The sequence below is a fragment of the Agromyces sp. NPDC060279 genome (assembly GCF_042726785.1).
Lineage (GTDB): Bacteria > Actinomycetota > Actinomycetes > Actinomycetales > Microbacteriaceae > Agromyces.
This window is the reverse complement of the sequence record NZ_JBHXBK010000003.1, coordinates 35,761-56,006: the sequence shown is the minus strand read 5'-3', so window position 1 is coordinate 56,006 and position 20,246 is coordinate 35,761. Positions and strand designations below refer to the sequence as shown.

Here is a 20,246-nt window from a genome sequence, read left to right as displayed (position 1 = left end):
GCTCATGACTGCTCCTGATGCTCCGGACGGTGTTCGAGGCCCAGGGTCGGGCTGCCGTAGACGGATTGCACTTCGGCGATCACCACCCGGTACTCGCCGAGCCACTCCCGGTAGCGGCGTTTCGCGAGCCGGTGCGTGTCCATGCCCATCAGCTGCTTCAGGGCGTCCAGCTCGCTCCAGTAGTAGACCTCGGCGTGCAGGCCGGTGTCTTCGTTGTGCCATGCCTCCTCGCCGAGAAAACCGGGAATCTCGCGGGCATGCTCGGCGATCTCGCTGTCGATGCGGTGAAACTCGCCCGTGAGCCCCTTCGTCTCGAAGATGAACGTGGAGCTGTACTTCGGGGTCGCGGTCATGAGGTCTCCTTCTCAGGCGTCGCGGGCAGGTCCGTGGTGACGGGTTCGGCGTCTCGTCGGCCTCCGCGCTGTGCCGCGGCTCCGGCGACGATGACGATCGCGATCCCGACGAGCTGCATGAGCGTGGGGGTCTGCGCGAGCACGAGCAAGCCGACGAGGATGCCGAATGCGGGCTCGATGGACAGCAGGGTGCCGAACGCGGTGTGGGTCATGCGGCGCAAGGCGAGCATCTCGAGCCCGAACGCGATCACGGGCGTGACGAGCGCGATCCCCGCAGCAGCAGGCAGCACCCACCAGCTGAAGTCGCCACTGACGACCTGCGGCAACCCGAAGGGGAGTGTCGCGAGTGCTGCGACCGGGATCGTCAACGACAGCCCGGAGATGCCGGAGAACCGGTCGCCCACGTGCTGGGTGAACAGGTTGTACAGGCCCCAGCAGACACCGGCGGCCAGCGCGAACCCGATGCCGACGAGGTCGATACTGCCGTGCCACGGCTCCGTGAGCAATACCACGCCGACGAACGCGAGGAGCGGCCAGACGAGCGCTTTGCGCTGCTTGCTCATCAGGCCGGCGACCGTCAGCGGGCCGAGGAATTCGATCGCGACCGCGGTGCCGAGCGGGATACGGTCGATCGCGGCGAGGAAGAACGTCGTCATCAATCCCGTGACCACGCCGAGCACCAGCAGCGCAGGGAGATCCCTGCGGCGCAGCGACCGGATCGCGGGCCTGGCGATGATCCACAGGAACACGGCTCCGAAGCACATGCGGAGCCACGCGGTGCCGGCCGGCCCGACCTGGTCGATGATGGGCGACGACAACGCGTTCGACAGCTGCACCGCGAGCATCGCCGTGACCGCCATCGACCACGGCGGCACCTGTGTCAGCGCGCGCCGCCGACTCATGCGGTCACCAGCCATTTCCATCCCCGCGTGCCCGGGTGCCCACGCCTGGTTCAAAGACCGTGAGCGAGAAGCGGGCAGGGGCGTCGGTGGAGTTCACATAGGCGTGCATGGCGTCGCCATGGAAGGCCAGGGCGTCACCGGCGCCGAGGTCGTATCGATCTCCCTCGACCTCGACGGTGAGCGATCCCTCCTGCATGTGCAGCAGTTCACGGGTGCCGTCGCTGTGCGCCTCGCTATCGTGACGTTCTCCGGGAGCGAGCACCCAGTCCCACAGCTCGACGACGTCTGGCGGCTCAGTGCCTGCGACGAGGACGCCTCGACCACCCGCGGCACCCGTCCAGAGCGCGGCTCCCGCACCGGCGCGGACGAGTTTCGCTGCTCGCGGGGTCGGCGGCTCGACCAGGGCGGGGAGCCCGACTCCGAGTGCATCGGAGAGACGCAAGAGCGTGCCCACGCTGGGATTCACCGCTCCCTGCTCGACGTTCACCAGCATCCGACGACTCACGCCCGCGATCTCGGCAAGCTGATCGAGCGTCCACGCGCGCCCTTTTCGTTCCTGTTTCACCCGTACGCCGATCGCACGGGCCAGTGATTCTGCACTCGCATCCACGAAGTGCAGAATAGTGCACCAGATGGGCATCATGCAGGGGGGTGGTCGCTGGTGTTGCGCCTGGGTGCCCGTGGTGCCGGTCTCGATCGAGAATCATGTTGCGCTGGTGTCACCGACGGTGATGTTCCTCGGCCTCGGCTCCAACTTCGAGTCCGCATCGCTTGGATCAGATCAGCTGGGCTGATTCTCCGCGCCTGGAGGCGAGCTGCCGGATGGTCGCAGCGGGGAGCGGGTTCCTGCGCTTCTGCGCCCCTGGGTTCTTCAATCGGACATAATGTGCATTATCGGCGTAAGGGAGTGCGGCCCGGTGGTGCGCGACCATCGGTACATTCATCGAATGGCAGCGCTGCGCATCACCGGCTGGGACGTCGTGCATTTGGATCGCCTGACCTTCATGTGGGTGCAGTCGATTCGGTTCGAGCTCGACGCCTCGAAGTCGGACCGTGAGCAACTCCAACTCCTGATCTCGAGCCCAGGTTATGGGCACGACTACGCGTCTCCGTTTGACGGCGAGGAACTGGTCGACCCACCGGTCATTCACGGTCGCTGGTACGTCGGAGCGATTCACCCGGGTCGATTCTCCGAGACGAACGCAGAGTTTGCCAGGTCAATGATTCGAAGCTGGGTCGACGAGCAGGATTGGCATGACCCGAAGTATCGCCAGCCGCCTGAGGTGCACGAGCGTCTCGAATCGGTGTACGAGGTGTTGCGTTCGGGGCGCGTCTACCGACTCAGGAACCCGTCCGACGATTTCCTGCACGAGTACGGCTGGGTCACTGGAAATCTCGGGTTTCACGAGTTCGTCACGATCGATCGTCGCTCGGGAACGCTGCATCTCGTCGTCGCCAGCGACGACTGACGCTGCGTGTGCGTGCTTCAGTTGTCGATGTGGATGGCTCGCCCGCGCGCGGCGGGCTCCCGGAGCAGGTGCCCAGCCTCCCTCAATGCGGGCCGAGTGCCTGACCGGCGGTGTGCGCGGCCGCGAGCGCGTCGCTGTGCGAGCGCTCTCCCGTCATGCTCGCGTCGGCATCGCCCTCCCGGCTCCGACTTCGACGCGACCTGACCGTGACCACGGCGGTGCCGGTGATGAGGAGCGCCAGGAATCCACCGAGCCAGAAGAAGAGTTCCATGCCGCTCCCCCGTTCCTGTGAGCAGGAGCATACGCCCTGCATGCACAGAATGGAAGAGCTTTCTCCGATTTGCTCGGCGACCGCGGTAGCTTCGGTACATGGCCTTCACCATTCGCGCCGCGAGCGGCGTCGATTATGCCGCGACCGAGGAGATCGAGCGCGACGCCGATCAGCTCTTCGTCGACCGCTTCGAAGCCCGCGATTGGCCGCCGCCGACGTCCGCGGATGCGCGGGCTGCGGCGCCCGGGTTCACCCTCGTCGCCGTCGCATCGGGGACGGACGCCTCGGGGCACGTGCTCGGATTCGTCCAGGTGCTCGAGATCGCGGGCCAGGCGCACCTCGAACAGCTGTCCGTGCGCCCGAGCATGGGGCGCTGCGGCATCGGCGGGAGCCTCATCGAGGCGGCGGCCGAAGAAGCGAAACGGCGGGGGCACGTCGCGCTGACGCTGCGCACCTACGCGGATGTGCCCTGGAACGGCCCGTTCTACCTCCGGCACGGATTCCGCGAGACCGAACCGACCACGGACTTCGAGCTGAGCCTGCTCCCCATCGAAGCGGCGCTCGGGCTCAACGCCTACGGCCGCCGCGTCCAGATGACCCGGAGGCTCTGACCCCGGGGGCACAGTTCAATCCCGCTCCCCCAGCCCAGATCGGATGGCCGCGGCATCCGATCGGTACATCGCGGCATGCTCGAGCAGATCCGCCCGTCCGGTGTCCGCGGCGCGGTCGCGCGTGAAGGCCTCGAGCTCGTCGAGCCGTTCGGCCGCGGCCGCGAGCACCTGCCGCGGCGAGGCATCCGTTCCGTACGCGTCGAGCAGAGCCCGGAGACGTGCAGCTCGATCGAGCCCGTCGGCGTCCGGCGCATCGGCGGCGTACGGGACGATGCGGTAGGCGAGGTACGCGAGATCCCAGATCCGGGGTCCCGGTGAAGCGAGATCGAAATCGATCGCTCCGACGAGCTCGCCGTCGCGCACGATGAGGTTGTACGTGGCGAAGTCGTTGTGGCAGACGACCTCGACGGGCTCCCGCGCTGCGGTGCGCCAGATGAGGTCAGTCCCGATGAGCGGCCGGCTCGCGTCGTGGATGCGCTTGAGCAGCCTGCCGGCGTCGAGCAGCACCCGTTCCGACCACAGCAGCGTCGGATCGGCCGACGCGAGATTGTCGCCCTCGACGAACGAGAGCATCTCGCGTTCGCGGCGTCGCTCATTCCGCGAGCCTATCGAGACGTGCGGTCACGCCCCGACGTACTCGGCGAGGTGCTTCCCCGTGAGCGTGAACTTCGACGCGACCAGTTCGGCGGGCGTGCCCTCGAAGACGACGAGTCCGCCGTCGTGCCCGGCGCCGGGGCCGAGGTCGATGATCCAGTCGGCGTGCGCCATCACCGCCTGGTGGTGCTCGATCACGATGACCGACTTGCCGGAGTCGACCAGCCGGTCGAGCAGCCCGAGCAGGTTCTCGACGTCGGCGAGGTGCAGGCCGGTCGTGGGCTCGTCGAGCACGTAGACCTCGCCCGTCTCCCCCATCGCGATCGCGAGCTTCACGCGCTGACGTTCACCGCCGGAGAGCGTCGAGAGCGGCTGCCCGAGCGTCAGGTAGCCGAGTCCGACGTCGGCGAGCCGGCCGAGGATGGCCACCGCGGCGGGGATCTTCGCCTCACCCTCGGCGAAGAAGTCGCGCGCCTGCGCGACCGGGAGGTCGAGCACCTCGGTGATGTCGAGTCCCCCGAGCTTGTACTCGAGCACGGCGGCCTGGAAACGCTTGCCCCCGCAGTCCTCGCACGGTGTCTCGATCGTGTCCATGAAGCCGAGCTCGGTGATGATGACGCCCGAGCCCTTGCACGTCGGACAGGCGCCCTCGGAGTTCGCGCTGAACAGCGCCGGCTTCACGCCGTTGGCCTTCGCGAACGCCTTGCGGATCGGCTCGAGGAGCCCCGTGTACGTGGCCGGGTTGCTGCGTCGCGATCCCTTGATCGCGCCCTGGTCGATCGAGACGACGCCCGGGCGCTTCACGACGGAGTTGTGGATGAGGGAGCTCTTGCCGGACCCGGCCACACCCGTGACCACCGTGAGCACACCGAGCGGCAGGTCGACGTCGACGTCGCGGAGATTGTGCTCGTTGGCGCCGCGCACCTCGATCGCGCCGGTCGCCCTACGCACCTCCGGCTTGATCGCCGCCCGGTCGTCGAGGTGCCGGCCCGTGAGCGTGCCGCTGCGCTTGAGTCCCTCGACGTCGCCCTCGTAGCAGATCTCGCCGCCGTTGCTGCCCGCCCCCGGTCCGAGGTCGACGACGTGGTCGGCGATCGCGATCGTCTCGGGCTTGTGCTCGACGACGAGCACCGTGTTGCCCTTGTCGCGCAACTGCTCGAGCAGGCCGTTCATGCGCTGGATGTCGTGCGGGTGCAGGCCGATGGTCGGCTCGTCGAACACGTAGGTGATGTCGGTGAGCGAGGACCCGAGATGCCGGAGCATCTTGATCCGCTGCGCCTCGCCGCCGGACAGCGTGCCGGACGGCCGCTCGAGGCTCAGGTAGCCGAGGCCCAGGGTGACGAAGGCGTCGAGGTTGGCGCTGAGCGCGCCGAGCAGCGGCCCCGCCTCGGGCAGCTCGAGGCCGCGCACCCAGTCGGCCAGGTCGGTCACCTGCATGCGGCACGCGTCGGCGATGCTGATGCCGTCGATCTTCGAGGACCGGGCGCCCTCGGTGAGACGGGTGCCGTCGCACTCGGGGCACGTCGCGAAGGAGGCGACCCGCTCGACGAAGGCGCGAATGTGCGGCTGCAGGGCGTCGAGATCCTTCGAGAGCATCGACTTCGTGAGCTTCGGGATGAGTCCCTCGTAGGTCATGTTGATGCCGCTGATCTTGACCTTCGTCACCTCGCCGTAGAGGAAGAGGTGCCGCTGCTTCTCGGTGAACTCCCGCACCGGCTTGTCGGCGGGGTAGAAGCCCGACTCCGAGAAGCCCTTCACCATCCAGCCGTCGGCCGTGTAGCCGGGCACCATGATCGCGCCCTCGTTCAGCGACTTCGACTCGTCGACGATCTGCGTCAGGTCGAGATCCGAGACCTGCCCGCGGCCCTCGCACCGCGGGCACATGCCGCCGAGGTAGATCGCGTCCTTCACGATCTTCTTCTCGCCGCCTGGGCCGGTCATCACCCCGCTCGCCTTCTGCGTCGGGATGTTGAAGGAGAACGCGGTCGGCCCGCCGATGTACGGCCGGCCGAGCTTGCTGAACAGGATGCGCAGCATCGCGTTCGCGTCGGTGACCGTGCCGACCGTGGAGCGCGGGTTCGCCCCGAGCCGCTCCTGGTCGACGATGATCGCCGTCGTGAGCCCCTCGAGCACGTCGACGTCGGGCCGGGGCACCGAGGGCATGAAGCCCTGCACGAAGGCGCTGTAGGTCTCGTCGATCATGCGTCGGGACTCGGCCGCGATCGTGTCGAAGACGAGCGAGCTCTTGCCGGAGCCGGAGACGCCGGTGAAGACGGTCAGCCGGCGCTTCGGGAGCTCGACGTTCACGTCTTTCAGGTTGTTCTCGCGGGCGCCGCGCACGAGGATCCGCTCGTGCTGATCGGCGGGGTGCGCGGTCGCGTCGGTCGTCGCGGCGTCGGTCATGGCTGCTCCATCGTTCGGTGGTTCGGCGTGTTCGGCGTGGGCGGTGGTCGGTGCTGCTGGTGGGGCGGGCGGATGGCGCTCAGCTCGGCTGCTGGATGCGCACCATGTTGCCGGCGGGGTCGCGGAACGCGCAGTCGCGCACGCCGTACGGCTGGTCGATGGGCTCCTGCGCCACCTCGGCGCCACTCGCCTGCACCCGGTCGAACGCGGCGTCGACGTCGTCCGCGGCGAGCACGATGCTCGCGAAGGTGCCCTTCGCCATCATCTCGGCGATGGTGCGCTGCTCGTCGTCGGTGATGCCCGGGTCGGCGTTCGGCGGGTACAGCACCACGGAGTTCGTCTGCTGCGGTGCGCCGAGCGTCAGCCAGCGCATGCCGTCGTAGCCCACGTCGTTGCGCAGCTCGAAGCCCAGCACGTCGCGGTAGAAGGCGAGGGATGCCTCGGCATCCGTGTGCGGAAGGAAGGTGTACTGAATCGAGATGTCCATGCGCGTCACGCTAGTCGCTGCGGATTCGGCCGCGCTTCTCGATTCCTGATCGGTCTCGTGGCGCGTTTGGCGAGCACGGACGGGACGCCCTCGAGCGGGCCGGCGGCCTGCCCGCGGAACTCGCTCGGCGGCACGCCGACGAGCTCCGTGAAGCGGGTGCTGAAGGTGCCGAGCGAGGAGCAGCCCACCTCGAAGCAGACCTCGGTGACGCTGAGATCGCCGCGTCGGAGCAGCGCCATCGCCCGCTCGATGCGGCGCGTCATGAGGTAGCTGTACACGGACTCGCCGTAGGCGGCTTTGAACTCGCGGCTGAGATGGCCGGCGGACATGTTCGCACCGCGGGCGAGCTCGTCGACGTTCAGCGGCAGTGCGTACTCGCGATCGATGCGATCGCGGACGCGGCGAAGGCGGGCGAGGTCGGCGAGGCGCTGCCGCTCGCGTTCGGCGTCAGCGCGCGCTGCGTCGGTGCGCGCTGCGTCGGTGCGCTCGGCGTCAGCGTGCTCGGCCATCTCTCCCCCGGCTGCGTCTGGATTTGTGCGGGCGACGCTCGCCGCCCCTCGGACCTGAAGCGACGCTAGCGCACGCGCCCGACATCCGTCGCGAGTGCCGGTTCGGCTAGCTCTCGTCGCGCGAGGTCGCATCGCGACGCGCGGGTTCACATCCGACACTCAGCTTGCACGGCGGCCTAGCCTGGCCCCGTATCTCCCAGTCGTGAGAAAGGAACCGCTCATGTCAACGCCCCAGTCGGACGGCGTCTTCGCTGCGTTCTCGCTCGATGCGAAGGACCTGACGAAGTCCGCCATCAACACGGTGCGCGCCACCCTGGGCATCTCCGGTGCCGTCGCGCTCATCTTCGGTCTGCTGATCACCTTCTGGCCGAAGAACTCCGCCGTGGTCATCACGATCCTCTTCGGGATCTACTTCATCATCGCGGGACTCGCCTACCTCGGCCTCGGCATCTTCTCCAAGGGGATCTCGGGCGGAGCGAGGGCGCTCGACATCATCCTCGGCGTCCTCTTCGTCATCGGCGGCGTCATCGTGCTCGCGAATCCCAGCGAGTCGGCCGTCATCCTCGGCCTGTTCCTCGGCCTCTTCGTCGGCATCCTGTGGATCGTCGAGGGCATCGTGGCACTCGTCCAGTCGGGTGACGCGGCGTCGAAGGGGTGGGCGATCTTCTTCGGCATCCTGAGCGTCGTGGCCGGTGTCGTGCTGCTCTTCTCGCCGCTCTGGGGTGCCGTGGTGCTCTTCATCTTCGCGGGCATCGCGCTCATCGTGCTCGGGATCGTGCAGATCGTGCGCGCCTTCACCTTCGGCAAGGGCGTCACCGCCTGACCCGGATCGCAACGACGACGGCCGGCCGTCGGAAGCCTCGCTTCCGTCGGCCGGCCGTTTCGTCGTTCGGCGGGCGCGCCCGTCAGGCCTCGGGAGCGAAGCCCGAGACGTCGCCGACGAGCCGCGTGTGCTCGGCGGGGATCGGGTCCACGGCGGCCTGCGCGACCTCGGCCGCGAACTCGGACACGTTGTAGAGCCGGCCCGCGTCCTCGCGGCGGGCGGCGATGGCGCCGGGGTTCGCCCGCTCGAGCAGGGTGGCGGTGATGGTGCCCTCGATCATGTCGCCCGAGACGACGACGAACTCGATGCCCGCGGCGTCGAACTCGGGGAGCTTGGCGCGGAGCGCGTCCTCCCCCGCGCGCTTCGAGAGCGCCACCGGCTCGTACTCCGGCATCGTCGGGGTCGTGCGGATGAAGTGGGCCTGGTGGCTCGTCACGAAGACGATGCGCCCGCCTTCGGCGAGGAACGGCATCGCCTGCTCGACGACGTTGAGCTGCGCGTCGCGGTTCAGGCGCATGGCGTAGTCCTCGCCCATGCCGGACTCCATGCCGCCGGAGGCGTTGAGCACCAGCAGGTCCACCCGGCCGAGCTCGGCGACGGTGCGCTCGAACATCGCGGTGACGGAGGCGGCGTCGGTGAGGTCGGCGCCGACCGCGATGGCGCGGCCGCCGGCCTCGGTGATCTCGGTGACGACCTTCTCGGCGCGCGGGGCCTTGCTGCGGTAGTTCACGACGACCGCGGCGCCGGCGGCGGCGAGATACCGCACCGTGTCGGCGCCGATGCCCCGGGACGAACCGGTCACGAGCGCGACCTTGCCGTCGAGCGTTGCGGGGGCGAGCGGGCTGGTCACTGGCGGACTCCTCGGGGGTCGGTTCGGGCGGCCGAACGGACGCCGAACCCGAGGATATCAATCCCCGTCTGCCGAGGCCGGACTGCTAGTTTCGAGTGGGGCGTTCGAAGGAGAAGGAAAGTGGATGTACTGACCGAGTACGCCTGGATCGCGTGGATCGTGCTGATCCTCGCGTTCGCGACGATCGAGGTCTTCACCCTCGAGATGACGTTCCTGATGCTCGCGCTCGGCAGCGTGGCCGGACTCGTCTCGGGCGTGTTCGGCATCCCGTGGTGGGCGCAGTTCCTCATCGCGGCCATCGTCGCCGTCGTGCTCATCTTCACCCTCCGTCCGCCGCTCCTGCGGCGGCTCCGGCGAGGCGGCGATCCGGCGAGGAGCAACATCGACGCCCTGATCGGCGCGGACGGCGCCGTCGTCAGCACGCTCACACAGGCCGGCGGCCAGGTCCGCCTGCAGAACGGGGAGACCTGGACGGCCAGGCTCTCCCCCATCACCGAACAGCGCGATGTCGCGGTCGGCGAGAAGGTCCTCGTCACCGGCATCGACGGCGCGACGGCGGTCGTCGTGCCGGTAGAGAGGAGCGCCGCGTCGTGATCGACGTCCCCACCATCATCGTGACGATCGTCGTGGCGGCGATCGCGATCTTCGTGATCGTGGTCATCGCCCGGTCGATCCGGATCATCCCGCAGGCCTACTCCGGCGTCGTCGAACGGCTCGGCCGGTACCACAAGACCCTCACGCCCGGACTGAACGTGCTCGTCCCGTTCATCGACCGGCTGCGCCCGCTCGTCGACATGCGCGAGCAGGTCGTGTCGTTCCCCCCGCAGCCCGTGATCACCGAGGACAACCTCGTCGTCTCGATCGACACGGTCGTCTACTTCCAAGTGACCGACGCGCGCGCGGCCACCTACGAGATCGCGAACTACCTCGGCGCCGTCGAGCAGCTGACGACCACGACGCTCCGCAACGTGGTCGGCGGGCTGAACCTCGAGGAGGCGCTCACCAGCCGCGACAACATCAACGGCCAGCTCCGCATCGTCCTCGACGAGGCCACCGGCAAGTGGGGCATCCGCGTCTCGCGCGTCGAGCTGAAGGCGATCGACCCGCCCGTGTCCATCCAGGACTCGATGGAGAAGCAGATGCGCGCCGAGCGCGACCGTCGTGCCGCGATCCTCACCGCCGAGGGCACGAAGCAGTCCGCCATCCTCGAAGCGGAGGGCCTCCGCCAGGCCGAGATCCTCCGCGCAGAGGGCGACGCCAAGGCCGCCGTGCTGCGCGCGCAGGGCGAGGCTGAGGCCATCCAGACGGTCTTCCGCGCCATCCACGAGGGCGATGCCGATCCGAAGCTGCTCGCCTACCAGTACCTGCAGACGCTCCCCCAGCTCGCGCAGGGCCAGGCCAACAAGCTCTGGATCGTGCCGAGCGAGCTCACCGAGGCCCTGAAGGGCATCGGCAAGGCGTTCACTCCCGGCGGTGCCCCCGGCGCTCGTACGGAGGGCCAGCCGCCGCAGTGAGCGACGACGTCACGACGGCGTACTTCGAGGGCGAGCGCCCGCGCGTCCTGGCGCACCGGGGGCTCGCCCTCGAGGCTCCTGAGAACACCCTGCTCGCCTTCGCGAAGGCCGTCGCGATCGGCGTGACCCACGTCGAGACCGACGTGCACGTCTCGCACGATGGCGTCGCGGTCATCGCGCACGACCCGACCCTGGAGCGGGTCGCCGCCCGGCCGGTCCGGGTCGAGCAGCTGACGATGCCCGAACTCCGCCGCGTCGAGCTCGGCGAGGGCCAGGGCTTCGCGAGCCTCGCCGAGGCGCTCGACGGCTTCGGTGAGACCCGGTTCAACATCGATGTCAAGACCGAGGCGGCGGTGGCGCCGACGATCGAGGCGGTGCGACGCACCCGGGCGGCCGACCGAGTGCTGCTGACGAGCTTCTCGGAGCGCCGCCGGCTCCGCCTCGCCGCCGCGATCCCCGGCGTCGCGACCTCGGCGGGCGGCAGCGGGGTGCTGGCGGCGCGTTCGGCGGCACTGAGCGGCAATCGGGCCCTCCTCCGCCGCGCGCTCCGGGGCGCGCGGGCGCTGCAGATCCCCGAGCGGGCGAACGGCATCCGGCTCGTGACGCCCCGCTTCCTCCGCGCGCTGCACGAGGTCGACGTCGAGGTGCACGTGTGGACGGTGAACGATCCGATCGACATGCGCCGCTTGCTCGCCCTCGGCGTGGACGGCCTCGTCACGGATCGTGCCGACATCGCGCTCGAACTCCTCGCCGAACACTGAGAATTCCCCGACAATTCCACGGCCGCTGGCAAGGGAACGCCCAGCTTGATCGTTTAGAACTGTAAACGATCGAGAGGAGCCCACCATGGCCGACCGGAGCCTTCGAGGCATGCGAATCGGTTCGCAGAGCCTGCAGAGTGAAGACGGTGTGGTGTTCGCGGACCGCGCCGAGTACACCTACCGCTGCGCGACGTGCGAGCGCGAGACCGTCATGGTCTTCTCCACCGAGGCCGAGCTCCCCGAAGTGTGGGAGTGCCGCTTCTGCGGCGCCGAGGCGACGCTGCTCGTCGACTCCAAGCCCGTCGAGGTCGACCGCTCCGGCGAGAAGGCCGCGCGCACCCACTGGGACATGCTGCTCGAGCGCCGCACGATCCCCGAGCTCGAAGAGCTCCTCGCCGAGCGGCTCAACTACCTGCGCGCCCGTCGCGGCCAGCAGAAGATCGGCGCCTGACGCGGCCCCGCGCCCGACCGCTTCGAATCCGACGAAACGCCCCGCATGAGCGGGGCGTTCGTCATTTCTCCGGCGGAGTGGCCGATCAGCCGCGCCGCCGACGGGCGGCGAAGCCCGCGGCGATGAGCCCGGCGAACGAGAGCACGCCGATCGCGCCAGGCACCCACGGCCCGAGGAAGACGGCCGGCGTGAGGCCGGTGCGGAGCTCGACGTCGGTCAGCATCGCCCCGGGCACGTCCGCCCGGAGTCCGTCGATCGTGCGGCCCGTCGGGTCCATCACCTGGCTCGTCCCGACCGTCGAGAGGTTCACCACGGAGCGACCCGTCTCGATCGCCCGCAGCCGCGCGATCGCGAGCTGCTGCAGGTTCTCGTCGGTGCCGCGGAAGTCGGCGTTGTTCGTCTGCAGCAGGTAGACCTCGGCGCCGTCGCGAGCGCCCTCCCAGATCAGGCCGTCGTAGATGACGTCGAAGCAGATGGCGAGACCCGCGAGGGTGCCGTCGAGATCGAACACCGGCGGATTCGTGCCCGCGGAGTAGCCGCGCTGCACGAGCGAGATTAGGTCCGGGGCGAAGAACATGTAGAAGTCGCGGTCGGGGATGTACTCGCCGAAGGGCACCGGGTTCCGCTTGTCGTAGAAGGCCGTGGCCCCTTCGCCGGCACGCCAGAGCATCGAGGTGTTGTAGTACTTCTCGTCGCGGTAGCTGACCGCGTTCATGATGAACGGGGCGTCGACCTGTTCCGCGATCCGGTCGAGTGCGGCCGCGGCGCTCGGGTTCCCGAGCGGATCGAGGTCGACCGAGCCCTCCGGCCAGAGCAGCACGTCGATGTCGTCCGCGTCGAAGAGCGGCTCGCTCGCCTCGAGCTGACTGCGGAAGATCTCCCCCGGCTCTCGCTCGTCGAAGTAGCCGGCCGGCCCGTTGCCCTGCGCGCTCGCGACCCGGAGTTCGCCGTTCGGCGTGGTCGGCCAGGCGGGCAGCAGGAGCGCGACCACGAGCGTGGCCGCGACGGGCAGCGCACCGCGCCAGTCGCTCCAGGAACGGGCCCGGACCCACTCGATGATCGCGGCCACGAGGAAGACCATCACGAAGCCGAGGCCGGAGGAGCCGCCCCAGGAGACGAGCTGCGCGAAGGGGCTCTCGGACTGGCTGAGCGCCGCTCTCGCCCACGGGAAGCCGCCATACGGCACCGAGCCCACGACGTTCTCGCGGAGCACCCAGAGGCCCGCGACGAGCGCCGGCAGGGCGACGAGCCGTCCGAAGCAACCGGGCACGGCACGCGGCATCCACCGATAGGCCAGCGTGATCGCGAGCGCGCCGACCGCGACGAAGACCGCCTCGAAGAGCGAGAGCGCGAGCCACGGGATCGGTCCGAGGTAGCGACCGGTCCAGGAGACGTCGACGAGGTAGAAGGTGGCCCCGAAGACGTAGCCCATCAGCAGGGCTCCGCCGATGCTGCGCCCGATCAGCGTCAGGAGGGCGAGCGCGATGCCGGCGAATGCGAGCGACCAGATGCTCGCGCCGGGGAAGCCGAGGTCGTACACGAAGGCCGCGCCGACGGCGACGGGGAGCGCCGCCCACCAGGGCAGCAGCGGGCGGGGGCGTTCTCGCACGGGGGAAATCCTAGGCGCAGGAGGCTGGGCATCGGCCGCGCTCGCGGTCGGGGCCGCGCTCACGCGACGACCGTGTCGATCACGACGCCACGGCGGACGCCGTCGATCGCGTCACGCGCGCGGATGGCGAGCTCGGAGTCCGCGACGATCGAGATCTGATCGAGGAGGTCGATGACCTGCTTCGTCAGGCGCACGAAGTCGCCCGCGGCGAGCTCGATGTCCTCCAGGACGATGCCGAGCGGCACCCCGCGCGCCCACGCGTGCATGGCCTGCGCGAGTGCCGGCGACGGCTGCTCCGGGCCGCTGAGGCGGTGATCGCGCTCGAGGTCGTCGAGTTCCGACCACACGTCGGTCGTGCGATCGAAGGCCTCCCGGAACCCGCCGCGCGGGAGCCGGTACTCGACCCCGCGATCGTCGCGGCGCGGTTCGTAGACGAGCGCCGCCGCCATGGCGGCGAGTCCTGGCGCGTCGAGTTCCGTCCAGAGCCCGCGCCGCAGCGACTCGGCCACCAGCAGGTCGCGCTCCCCGTAGATGCGCTTCAGGATGCGGCCGTCGGGAGTGGAGACGAGGGCCCCGTGACGGTCCCGTTCGAGGTAGCCGAGCCGTTCGAGCACCTCGGTTACCCGGTCGAAGCGCTTCGCGACCTGGCCGGTTCGGGTGCGGATCTGCGACTGCAGCTGGTCGTGCTCCTTGCGCAGCCGCCACCACCGCTCGGCCCAGCGGGCGTGCGCCTCCCGCTCGGCGCAGCCGTGGCAGGGATGGGCGCGGAGCGCCTTGCGCAGTCCGGCGATCTCCCGCTGCATCCGCTCGCGCTGCGCGTTCGTGGGGTTGCCCTTCGCCTGCTTGCGCTCGAGCTCGGCGATGTTCCGCCGGATCCCCGCGTACTCGCCGAAGTCGCCGAGGTGGCAGCGCATCGCCTGCTCGAAGCCGGCGAGCGACTCCTCCTGCTTGCGGAGCGTGCGGGCGAGGTCGACGACGGCGCGGTCGGCCTGGAACTGCGCGAAGGAGAGCTCGAGGATCTGCCGGGTGCGCTCCCGGCCGAACTGGTCGATCAGGTTCACGGCCATGTTGTACGTCGGCTTGAAGCTCGAGTTCATCGGGTAGCTGCGGCGCGAGGCGAGCGCGGCGACGGCCTCCGGGTCGAGCCCCTCGACCCACTGGATGACCGAGTGCCCCTCGACGTCGATGCCGCGGCGGCCCGCACGCCCGGTGAGCTGGGTGTACTCCCCCGGCGTGATCGGCACGCGCGCCTCGCCGTTGAACTTCTCCAGCTTCTCGAGCACCACCGAGCGGGCCGGCATGTTCACGCCCAGGGCGAGCGTCTCGGTCGCGAACACGACCTTCAGCAGCTTCTGCTGGAAGAGCTCCTCGACGATCTCCTTGAACGCCGGCAGCATCCCCGCGTGGTGCGCCGCGACGCCGCGCTGCAGCCCCTCGAGCCACTCCCAGTAGCCGAGCACCGCGAGGTCCTCGTCGCGGAAGGTGCGCACCCGCGCCTCGACGATCTTGCGGATCTCGTCGCGCTCGTGCGCCTCGGTGAGCCGCAGCCCGCTGCGCAGCAGCTGGCGCACCGCCTGGTCGCAGCCGGCACGCGAGAAGATGAAGACGATCGCGGGCAGCAAGTGCTTCTGCTGCAGCATCGCGACGAGCTCAGGGCGGTCCACCCGGCCGCCGCCCTGCTGACCGCGGTGGTACCCGCCCCGATCGCTGCCCCGCCGCCCGCGCTGCGAGCGGCCGCCGAGGGACCGGCTGCTCGCCCGGGCGAGCTGCTTGAGCTCAGGGTTCACCCGGTGCGTCGCCGCCTGACCGGACGAGTCGAAGAGGTCGAGCAGCTTCTGCCGCACGAGCACGTGCTGTTCGAGTGGCACCGGCCGCTCCTCGGAGACGATCACGTCGGTGTCGCCGCGGACGGCCTGCAGCCAGTCGCCGAACTCCTCCGCGTTCGACACAGTCGCGCTCAGCGAGACGAGGCGCACGGCCTCGGGCAGGTGGATGATGACCTCCTCCCACACCGCGCCGCGGAAGCGGTCGGCGAGGTAGTGCACCTCGTCCATCACGACGTACGCGAGCCGGTCGAGGAGCGGCGAGTCGGCGTAGAGCATGTTGCGCAGCACCTCGGTCGTCATCACGACGATGCGCGCGCTCGAGTTGACGTTCGTGTCCCCCGTGAGCAGGCCGACCTGATCGGCGCCCCAGGCGTCGACGAACTCCTGGTACTTCTGGTTCGACAGGGCCTTGATCGGCGTCGTGTAGAACACCTTCGCGCCGGGCTCCTGCATGGCGAGGAAGACCGCGAACTCCGCGACGATCGTCTTGCCGGCGCCGGTCGGGGCGGCCACGAGCACGCTGCGCCCCTCGTCGAGCGCGCTGCACGCGGCGCGCTGGAAGGGGTCGAGGTCGAATCGGATGGTCGCCTGGAACTCCGCGACTCGCGGCTGCCTGCGTTGCTGCCGCGAGAGGGCGTACCGCTCCGACGGAGAGGAGGTCGTCACCCGTCCAGCCTAGACAGCCGCCCCGAACTCGGCGGCATTCCGCTTCGCGACACGGCGATCGTGCAGGAACGAGAGGAACCAGGCCACGAAGTAGAGCAGGATCATCGGGATCGCGAGCAGGAACATCGACACGACGTCGGCCGACGGGGTCGCGATCGCGGTGAACAGGATGATCACGAGGATGGCGACCCGCCATGCCTTGAGGATCGCCGCGGCGCTGAAGACGCCCGCATAGTTCAACAGCACGATGAAGACCGGCACGACGAAGGCGACGCCGATCGCGAGCACGAGCTTCAGCACGAAGTCGACGTACTCCTTCGCGGTCAGCCAGGCCGGTGAGGTGTCGGGCACGAAGCTCGTCATCACCTTGACGATGTTCGGCAGCACGAACCAGCCGGCTGCGCAGCCGAGCAGGAAGAGCGGGATCGCCGAGGCGAAGAACGCGAGCGTGAACTTGCGCTCGCGGGTGTTCAGCCCCGGCACCAGGAAGGCGAAGATCTGGTACAGCCACACCGGGCTCGAGATCACGATGCCGATCGTGAACGCGATCTGCAACCGCAGGTCGAAGGCGCTGCCGATCGTCGGGAAGACGATCTCTGCCTGCTTGCCGGTCGCCTCCGCGACCCGATGGACGGGTTCCTGGATGGCGTCCCACACGAACAGGTCGGTGAGGACCCAGCCGCCGACGGCGCCGACGACGATGGCGATCGCGGAGATGAAGAGCCGCTTGCGCAGCTCGATCAGATGCGCGCCGAGCGACATCCGCTTCTCGCGGTTCTTCTCACCGCGCTCTCTCACCGCGGTCACGGGAGGTCAGGCGTTCTTGCCGGAGTCCGTGCTGCCAGCCTTGGGCTGCTGCTCGCCCGTCGTGCCGTCGGCGGCGTCCTCGCCGGACTGGTCCGAACGGACTTCAGACTTCAGGATCTTCATCGACTGGCCGAGGCTGCGGGCGAGGGCGGGCAGCTTGGGCGCGCCGAACAGCAGCAGGATGACCACAAGGATGATCAGCGCGTGCCAACCGGTGAAACCTTGAAACATGGGGGCTCGTCCAATGTTCGGAAACTCGTGATGACCAGTCTAGCCGGTCGGACCAATGCCGGAGCCGTCAGTCGGGACGTCCGCGGTCTCGTAGCCGGCGAGGCCCGCGCGCGCCCATTCCGCGACCGCGGCCCTGGCCTCGTCGGGCGCGACGACCGTGACGAGCCCGGGCAGTCCCGCGATGAGGCGCTTGAGGCCGTGGTAGTGCGCGACGCGGAGTGTCACCCGCAGCCGGTCGCCCGCCGGCTCGCTGCTGGAGTCAGCCAGGTAGTCGGCGAGCAGCGGCAGCGTCTCCTCGGCCACGTCGACCACGACGTCGAGGTCGGTGTCGGAGCCGTGGAAGAGCGTGTCGGGCACCTCGCGGTCGCTGTGGTCGGCGATCGGCAGCTCGCTCACGAGCAGCCCGGTCATCCGGTCGACGCGGAAATTGCGCATGTCCTCGCGGCCGTGGTCGTAGGCCTGGAGGTACCAGTCGGCCCCGAGGGAGGCGATGCGGAGCGGGTCGACCCGGCGCCTGGCCCGCTCCCCCAGCGCGTTGCGGTAGTCGAACTCGAGCTGGCGGCCTGCGGCGACGGCCTCGCGGATGCGGGCGAGCGAGGCATCCGCCTCCGTCTCGGCCACCGCGAGCTGCGTAGGGGCGCCGGTGGTGCCGAGCCGGAGCTTCTCGAGCAGGGCCGCGAGCCTGGCGCTGCCCGCGTTCTCCGGCGACGCCGAGAGGTACTGCAGGCCGGCGATGAGCGCGCTCGCCTCGCGGGCCGACAACCGGGGTGCGTCGTCGATCGCCACGTGGTGCACGATCACGATGACGTCGTCCTCCTCGAAGGAGTCCCAGTCGATGTCGAAGAGGTCGTTCGGCTGGTAGGTGCCGGTCTCCCCCGGCAGGCCCGAGGTCGCGATCAGCCGGACCGCATCGCGGATCTCGTTCTCGCCGAGACCGAAGTACTCCGCCGCCTCGGACACGTCGACGACCCGCCGCTCGAGCAGGTACGGCACGAAGGCCAGCAGGAACACGAGCTTGTCGGAGGCGCGCAGCGGCTTGCGTGCAGCCATCAGCTCTCCCCCGCCTCGTCGTGCGCGGCCGCGACGATCGCGAGCCGAGCCCGCACCGCGTCGCGGAGCTCGGCCGGCTTGAGCACGCGCACCTCGGGACCGTAGGCGGCGAGCTCGTCGGCGAAGACGGCCGCATCGGTGTAGTGCAGGCTGATCACCCCGCGGTCGTCGTCGCGGAGCACGGCGCGCTTGCCGAGGCGGACCTCGGCGTCGCTGCCTGCGGCGACCGCCAGATCGGCCGTGTTCTGCAGGCGGAGCGCTTCGAGTTCGCCGAGGATGAGGTCCTGCACGTCGGCGGGCGGCGCCTCGAAGGAGACGCCGGGCAGCACCTCGACGGGGCCGACGATGCGGGAGAGCAGGTAGGTGCGCAGGCCGTCGGCGTCGCGGTCGCGGCCGTGCAGGTGCCAGCGGCCCTCGTGGAGCACGACCGCGTACGGCTCGACCCGGCGGAGGCGCGGCGCGGGCTCGCCCGGCTTGAAGTAGCGGAAGGAGACGGCCTGCCGCCGGTCGAGCGCCTGGCGCAGCGGCTCGAAGGCGGCGTCGCGCACGCGCAGGCGCGGCGCGTAGCCGATGACCGGCTCGCGCGGCTCGATGCCGAGGGCGCGCAGCTTCGTGAGGGCGCGCTGCGAGTCCGAGGAGAGGGACGCCTCGCGCCACACCTCGGCGGCGAGGCCCAGCAGCGCGAGCTCGTCGGGGGTGAAGGTGACCTCGTCGGGCAGGTCGTAGCGGCCCTTGGGGATGCGGTAGCGAAGGGACTGGTTGTCGCCCGGGCGGTCGGGCGACTCGATGGTCTCGAGCGGGATGCCGAGCTCGCGGACCTCGTCCTTGTCGCGCTCGAACTGGCGCTCGAGGCTCGCGTTGGCCCCGGCGGGGTCGTAGCGCTCGGCGTACCCGCGCACGGTCGACAGGATCTCCGACTTCAGCAGCCCGGTCTCGGTCGCGAGCAGCGCGAGCACGAGGCTGAAGAGGCGGTCCTCGACCTGGATGCGGGGCGTTCCCCGAGACTTCTCCGCCACAGCAGCGATCATACTGAACCGGCCGGGGCCGGTCGCCGCCGCGCGGGAATCAGAGGACGCCCAGGATGTCGACCACGAAGAAGAGCGTGGCGTTCGGGGCGATGACCCCGTTGCCGGCGCCCTGCTCGCCGTACGCCTCGCTCGCCGGGATGATGAGGCCGAGCTGCGAGCCGACCTGCTGACCGATGAGCGACTTCGTGAAGCCGACGGGGAGGCCGATCTGCATCGCCGTCTGCGCGTCGCTCGTCGCTCCCACGCGCGCGGGCGTCCCCTGACCCCAGGTGGAGAGCTCCTCGATGACCTGGTTGTCGTCCCAGTTCACCGCGGTGAACTGCACGACGACCGTGTCGCCGTCCTTCACGACCGGACCGTTGCCGCCCTTGAGCGTCTCGACCGCGGTGGTCTCCTTCGCGTCGGCGGGCGGGTCGGACTTCGGCACCGTGATGCCGGGACGGCCGTCGGGCGCGAGCACGACCGCCGGGAAGCCGTCGCGGGTGAGCTGCGGGGCGCCCTCGGCCTTCGTCGGGAAGGCGCGGAGCACGTCGAGCACGAACACCACGCCGTTCTTCGGGTCGGCGCCCGGAGTGGGCTCACCGGCTCCGCTCGCGTCGTAGTCGGCCGCGACGAACATGACCCGCGAGCCCTCGCTGGCGCAGCTCAGGCCCTTGTCGAAGGCCGGGACCGAGTCGGAGCCGCCCCGCGTCATCAGCTGGCCGCCCGCATCACCGAATCCGCCGCCGCCGAGCTTCTCGCCGGTGCCGCCGTCGTAGGCGACGAACGCCACCTCGACCAGCTGGCCCTCGGCGATGTGGTCGCCCTCGCCCTCGTGCAGCACCTCGCACTGGGTCTCGGTCGGCGTGAGCGGGGTGGGGAACGTCACCTTCGGCTCCGAGCCGAACTCGCCCGTCACGGTGACCGCCTCGGTCGAGGCGCCGGGGGCGGCCTCGGGCGCGGGTCCGGTCGAGCAGGCGGAGAGGGCGACGGCGACGCCGAGGGCGGCGATGAGCGCGAGAGACGAGCGCACGGATCCTCGATTCTGGGAT

At 69.7% G+C, this 20,246-nt stretch carries 24 protein-coding genes; 8 read left to right on the top strand and 16 right to left on the bottom strand.

What is annotated here, in order from left to right:
* Nucleotides 1-2: 2 nt before the first annotated feature.
* From ACFWE1_RS11350 to ACFWE1_RS11340, 3 genes are read right to left on the bottom strand one after another with little or no spacing between them, the layout of a single operon-like run.
* The gene (locus ACFWE1_RS11350; RefSeq protein ID WP_376933556.1) at nucleotides 3-353 is read right to left on the bottom strand and encodes an antibiotic biosynthesis monooxygenase family protein; all 351 of its coding nucleotides are present in this window, start codon (nucleotides 351-353) and stop codon (nucleotides 3-5) included.
* Complete coding sequence (locus ACFWE1_RS11345; RefSeq protein WP_376933772.1) at nucleotides 350-1,213, bottom strand: DMT family transporter; 864 nt, start codon at nucleotides 1,211-1,213, stop codon at nucleotides 350-352. The genes ACFWE1_RS11350 and ACFWE1_RS11345 overlap by 4 nt, the downstream gene beginning before the upstream one ends.
* A 46-nt stretch (nucleotides 1,214-1,259) precedes the next feature.
* Nucleotides 1,260-1,865 (bottom strand): helix-turn-helix domain-containing protein, encoded by a 606-nt coding sequence (locus tag ACFWE1_RS11340; RefSeq protein ID WP_376933555.1) that lies wholly within the window; start codon nucleotides 1,863-1,865, stop codon nucleotides 1,260-1,262.
* A 22-nt stretch (nucleotides 1,866-1,887) separates the two neighbouring features.
* Between ACFWE1_RS11340 and ACFWE1_RS11335 the strand changes: the two genes are divergently transcribed.
* Complete coding sequence (locus ACFWE1_RS11335) at nucleotides 1,888-2,049, top strand: hypothetical protein (protein ID WP_376933554.1); 162 nt, start codon at nucleotides 1,888-1,890, stop codon at nucleotides 2,047-2,049.
* A gap of 153 nt (nucleotides 2,050-2,202) precedes the next feature.
* Nucleotides 2,203-2,724, top strand: a complete 522-nt coding sequence (locus ACFWE1_RS11330; protein WP_376933553.1) for a hypothetical protein — start codon at nucleotides 2,203-2,205, stop codon at nucleotides 2,722-2,724.
* An 82-nt stretch (nucleotides 2,725-2,806) separates the two neighbouring features.
* Here ACFWE1_RS11330 and ACFWE1_RS11325 read toward each other — a convergent pair whose 3' ends face one another.
* Entirely contained in the window at nucleotides 2,807-2,995 is a 189-nt protein-coding gene (locus tag ACFWE1_RS11325; RefSeq protein WP_376933552.1) for a hypothetical protein, read from the bottom strand.
* A 98-nt stretch (nucleotides 2,996-3,093) separates the two neighbouring features.
* On the opposite strand from ACFWE1_RS11325, the gene ACFWE1_RS11320 reads away from it, so the two are divergent.
* A complete protein-coding gene (locus ACFWE1_RS11320; RefSeq protein WP_376933551.1) occupies nucleotides 3,094-3,606 on the top strand; it encodes a GNAT family N-acetyltransferase in 513 nt (170 codons plus the stop codon).
* Nucleotides 3,607-3,621: 15 nt separating this feature from the next.
* Here the strand turns inward: ACFWE1_RS11320 and ACFWE1_RS11315 are convergent, their stop codons facing one another.
* The 4 genes from ACFWE1_RS11315 to ACFWE1_RS11300 all read right to left on the bottom strand — a co-directional run bounded on the left by ACFWE1_RS11315 (nucleotide 3,622) and on the right by ACFWE1_RS11300 (nucleotide 7,599).
* Nucleotides 3,622-4,179, bottom strand: coding sequence for a phosphotransferase (locus tag ACFWE1_RS11315; RefSeq protein WP_376933550.1), 558 nt, complete (start codon nucleotides 4,177-4,179; stop codon nucleotides 3,622-3,624).
* A gap of 48 nt (nucleotides 4,180-4,227) precedes the next feature.
* Entirely contained in the window at nucleotides 4,228-6,603 is a 2,376-nt protein-coding gene (locus tag ACFWE1_RS11310) for an ATP-binding cassette domain-containing protein (protein ID WP_376933549.1), read from the bottom strand.
* A 79-nt stretch (nucleotides 6,604-6,682) separates the two neighbouring features.
* Entirely contained in the window at nucleotides 6,683-7,090 is a 408-nt protein-coding gene (locus ACFWE1_RS11305; RefSeq protein WP_376933548.1) for a VOC family protein, read from the bottom strand.
* Nucleotides 7,091-7,095: 5 nt separating this feature from the next.
* Nucleotides 7,096-7,599, bottom strand: a complete 504-nt coding sequence (locus tag ACFWE1_RS11300; RefSeq protein WP_376933547.1) for a helix-turn-helix transcriptional regulator — start codon at nucleotides 7,597-7,599, stop codon at nucleotides 7,096-7,098.
* 220 nt (nucleotides 7,600-7,819) lie between these two features.
* Between ACFWE1_RS11300 and ACFWE1_RS11295 the strand changes: the two genes are divergently transcribed.
* The gene (locus ACFWE1_RS11295) at nucleotides 7,820-8,422 is read left to right on the top strand and encodes an HdeD family acid-resistance protein (protein WP_376933546.1); all 603 of its coding nucleotides are present in this window, start codon (nucleotides 7,820-7,822) and stop codon (nucleotides 8,420-8,422) included.
* Nucleotides 8,423-8,504: 82 nt separating this feature from the next.
* Here the strand turns inward: ACFWE1_RS11295 and ACFWE1_RS11290 are convergent, their stop codons facing one another.
* Nucleotides 8,505-9,272, bottom strand: coding sequence for an SDR family oxidoreductase (locus ACFWE1_RS11290; protein ID WP_376933545.1), 768 nt, complete (start codon nucleotides 9,270-9,272; stop codon nucleotides 8,505-8,507).
* Between the two features lie 120 nt (nucleotides 9,273-9,392).
* Here ACFWE1_RS11290 and ACFWE1_RS11285 point away from each other — a divergent pair, with 120 nt between their 5' ends.
* The 4 genes from ACFWE1_RS11285 to ACFWE1_RS11270 all read left to right on the top strand — a co-directional run bounded on the left by ACFWE1_RS11285 (nucleotide 9,393) and on the right by ACFWE1_RS11270 (nucleotide 11,998).
* Nucleotides 9,393-9,866 (top strand): NfeD family protein, encoded by a 474-nt coding sequence (locus ACFWE1_RS11285; RefSeq protein ID WP_376933544.1) that lies wholly within the window; start codon nucleotides 9,393-9,395, stop codon nucleotides 9,864-9,866.
* Nucleotides 9,863-10,786, top strand: a complete 924-nt coding sequence (locus ACFWE1_RS11280; protein WP_376933543.1) for an SPFH domain-containing protein — start codon at nucleotides 9,863-9,865, stop codon at nucleotides 10,784-10,786. Before ACFWE1_RS11285 ends, ACFWE1_RS11280 begins: the two co-directional genes overlap by 4 nt.
* Nucleotides 10,783-11,547: a glycerophosphodiester phosphodiesterase family protein gene (locus ACFWE1_RS11275; RefSeq protein ID WP_376933542.1), complete on the top strand. Its 765-nt coding sequence runs from the start codon at nucleotides 10,783-10,785 to the stop codon at nucleotides 11,545-11,547. The genes ACFWE1_RS11280 and ACFWE1_RS11275 overlap by 4 nt, the downstream gene beginning before the upstream one ends.
* 85 nt (nucleotides 11,548-11,632) lie before the next feature.
* Entirely contained in the window at nucleotides 11,633-11,998 is a 366-nt protein-coding gene (locus ACFWE1_RS11270) for an RNA polymerase-binding protein RbpA (RefSeq protein ID WP_189086779.1), read from the top strand.
* Nucleotides 11,999-12,083: 85 nt separating this feature from the next.
* Here the strand turns inward: ACFWE1_RS11270 and lnt are convergent, their stop codons facing one another.
* Genes lnt through ACFWE1_RS11235 form a run of 7 tightly spaced genes read right to left on the bottom strand, consistent with a single transcriptional unit; the run spans nucleotide 12,084 to nucleotide 20,227 of the window.
* Nucleotides 12,084-13,607 carry an apolipoprotein N-acyltransferase gene (gene lnt / locus ACFWE1_RS11265; RefSeq protein ID WP_376933541.1) on the bottom strand — a complete coding sequence of 508 codons (1,524 nt, stop codon included), beginning with the start codon at nucleotides 13,605-13,607 and terminating at the stop codon, nucleotides 12,084-12,086.
* Between the two features lie 59 nt (nucleotides 13,608-13,666).
* Nucleotides 13,667-16,099: a DEAD/DEAH box helicase gene (locus tag ACFWE1_RS11260; RefSeq protein WP_376933540.1), complete on the bottom strand. Its 2,433-nt coding sequence runs from the start codon at nucleotides 16,097-16,099 to the stop codon at nucleotides 13,667-13,669.
* 9 nt (nucleotides 16,100-16,108) lie between these two features.
* Nucleotides 16,109-16,861 (bottom strand): twin-arginine translocase subunit TatC, encoded by a 753-nt coding sequence (gene tatC, locus ACFWE1_RS11255; RefSeq protein ID WP_189086813.1) that lies wholly within the window; start codon nucleotides 16,859-16,861, stop codon nucleotides 16,109-16,111.
* Between the two features lie 51 nt (nucleotides 16,862-16,912).
* Nucleotides 16,913-17,137 (bottom strand): twin-arginine translocase TatA/TatE family subunit, encoded by a 225-nt coding sequence (gene tatA, locus ACFWE1_RS11250; protein WP_376933539.1) that lies wholly within the window; start codon nucleotides 17,135-17,137, stop codon nucleotides 16,913-16,915.
* Nucleotides 17,138-17,176: 39 nt separating this feature from the next.
* Nucleotides 17,177-18,187 (bottom strand): helix-turn-helix transcriptional regulator, encoded by a 1,011-nt coding sequence (locus ACFWE1_RS11245; RefSeq protein WP_376933538.1) that lies wholly within the window; start codon nucleotides 18,185-18,187, stop codon nucleotides 17,177-17,179.
* Nucleotides 18,187-19,203, bottom strand: coding sequence for a helix-turn-helix transcriptional regulator (locus ACFWE1_RS11240; RefSeq protein WP_376933537.1), 1,017 nt, complete (start codon nucleotides 19,201-19,203; stop codon nucleotides 18,187-18,189). The genes ACFWE1_RS11245 and ACFWE1_RS11240 overlap by 1 nt, the downstream gene beginning before the upstream one ends.
* A gap of 49 nt (nucleotides 19,204-19,252) precedes the next feature.
* The gene (locus ACFWE1_RS11235) at nucleotides 19,253-20,227 is read right to left on the bottom strand and encodes an FKBP-type peptidyl-prolyl cis-trans isomerase (protein WP_376933536.1); all 975 of its coding nucleotides are present in this window, start codon (nucleotides 20,225-20,227) and stop codon (nucleotides 19,253-19,255) included.
* Nucleotides 20,228-20,246 lie beyond the last annotated feature (19 nt).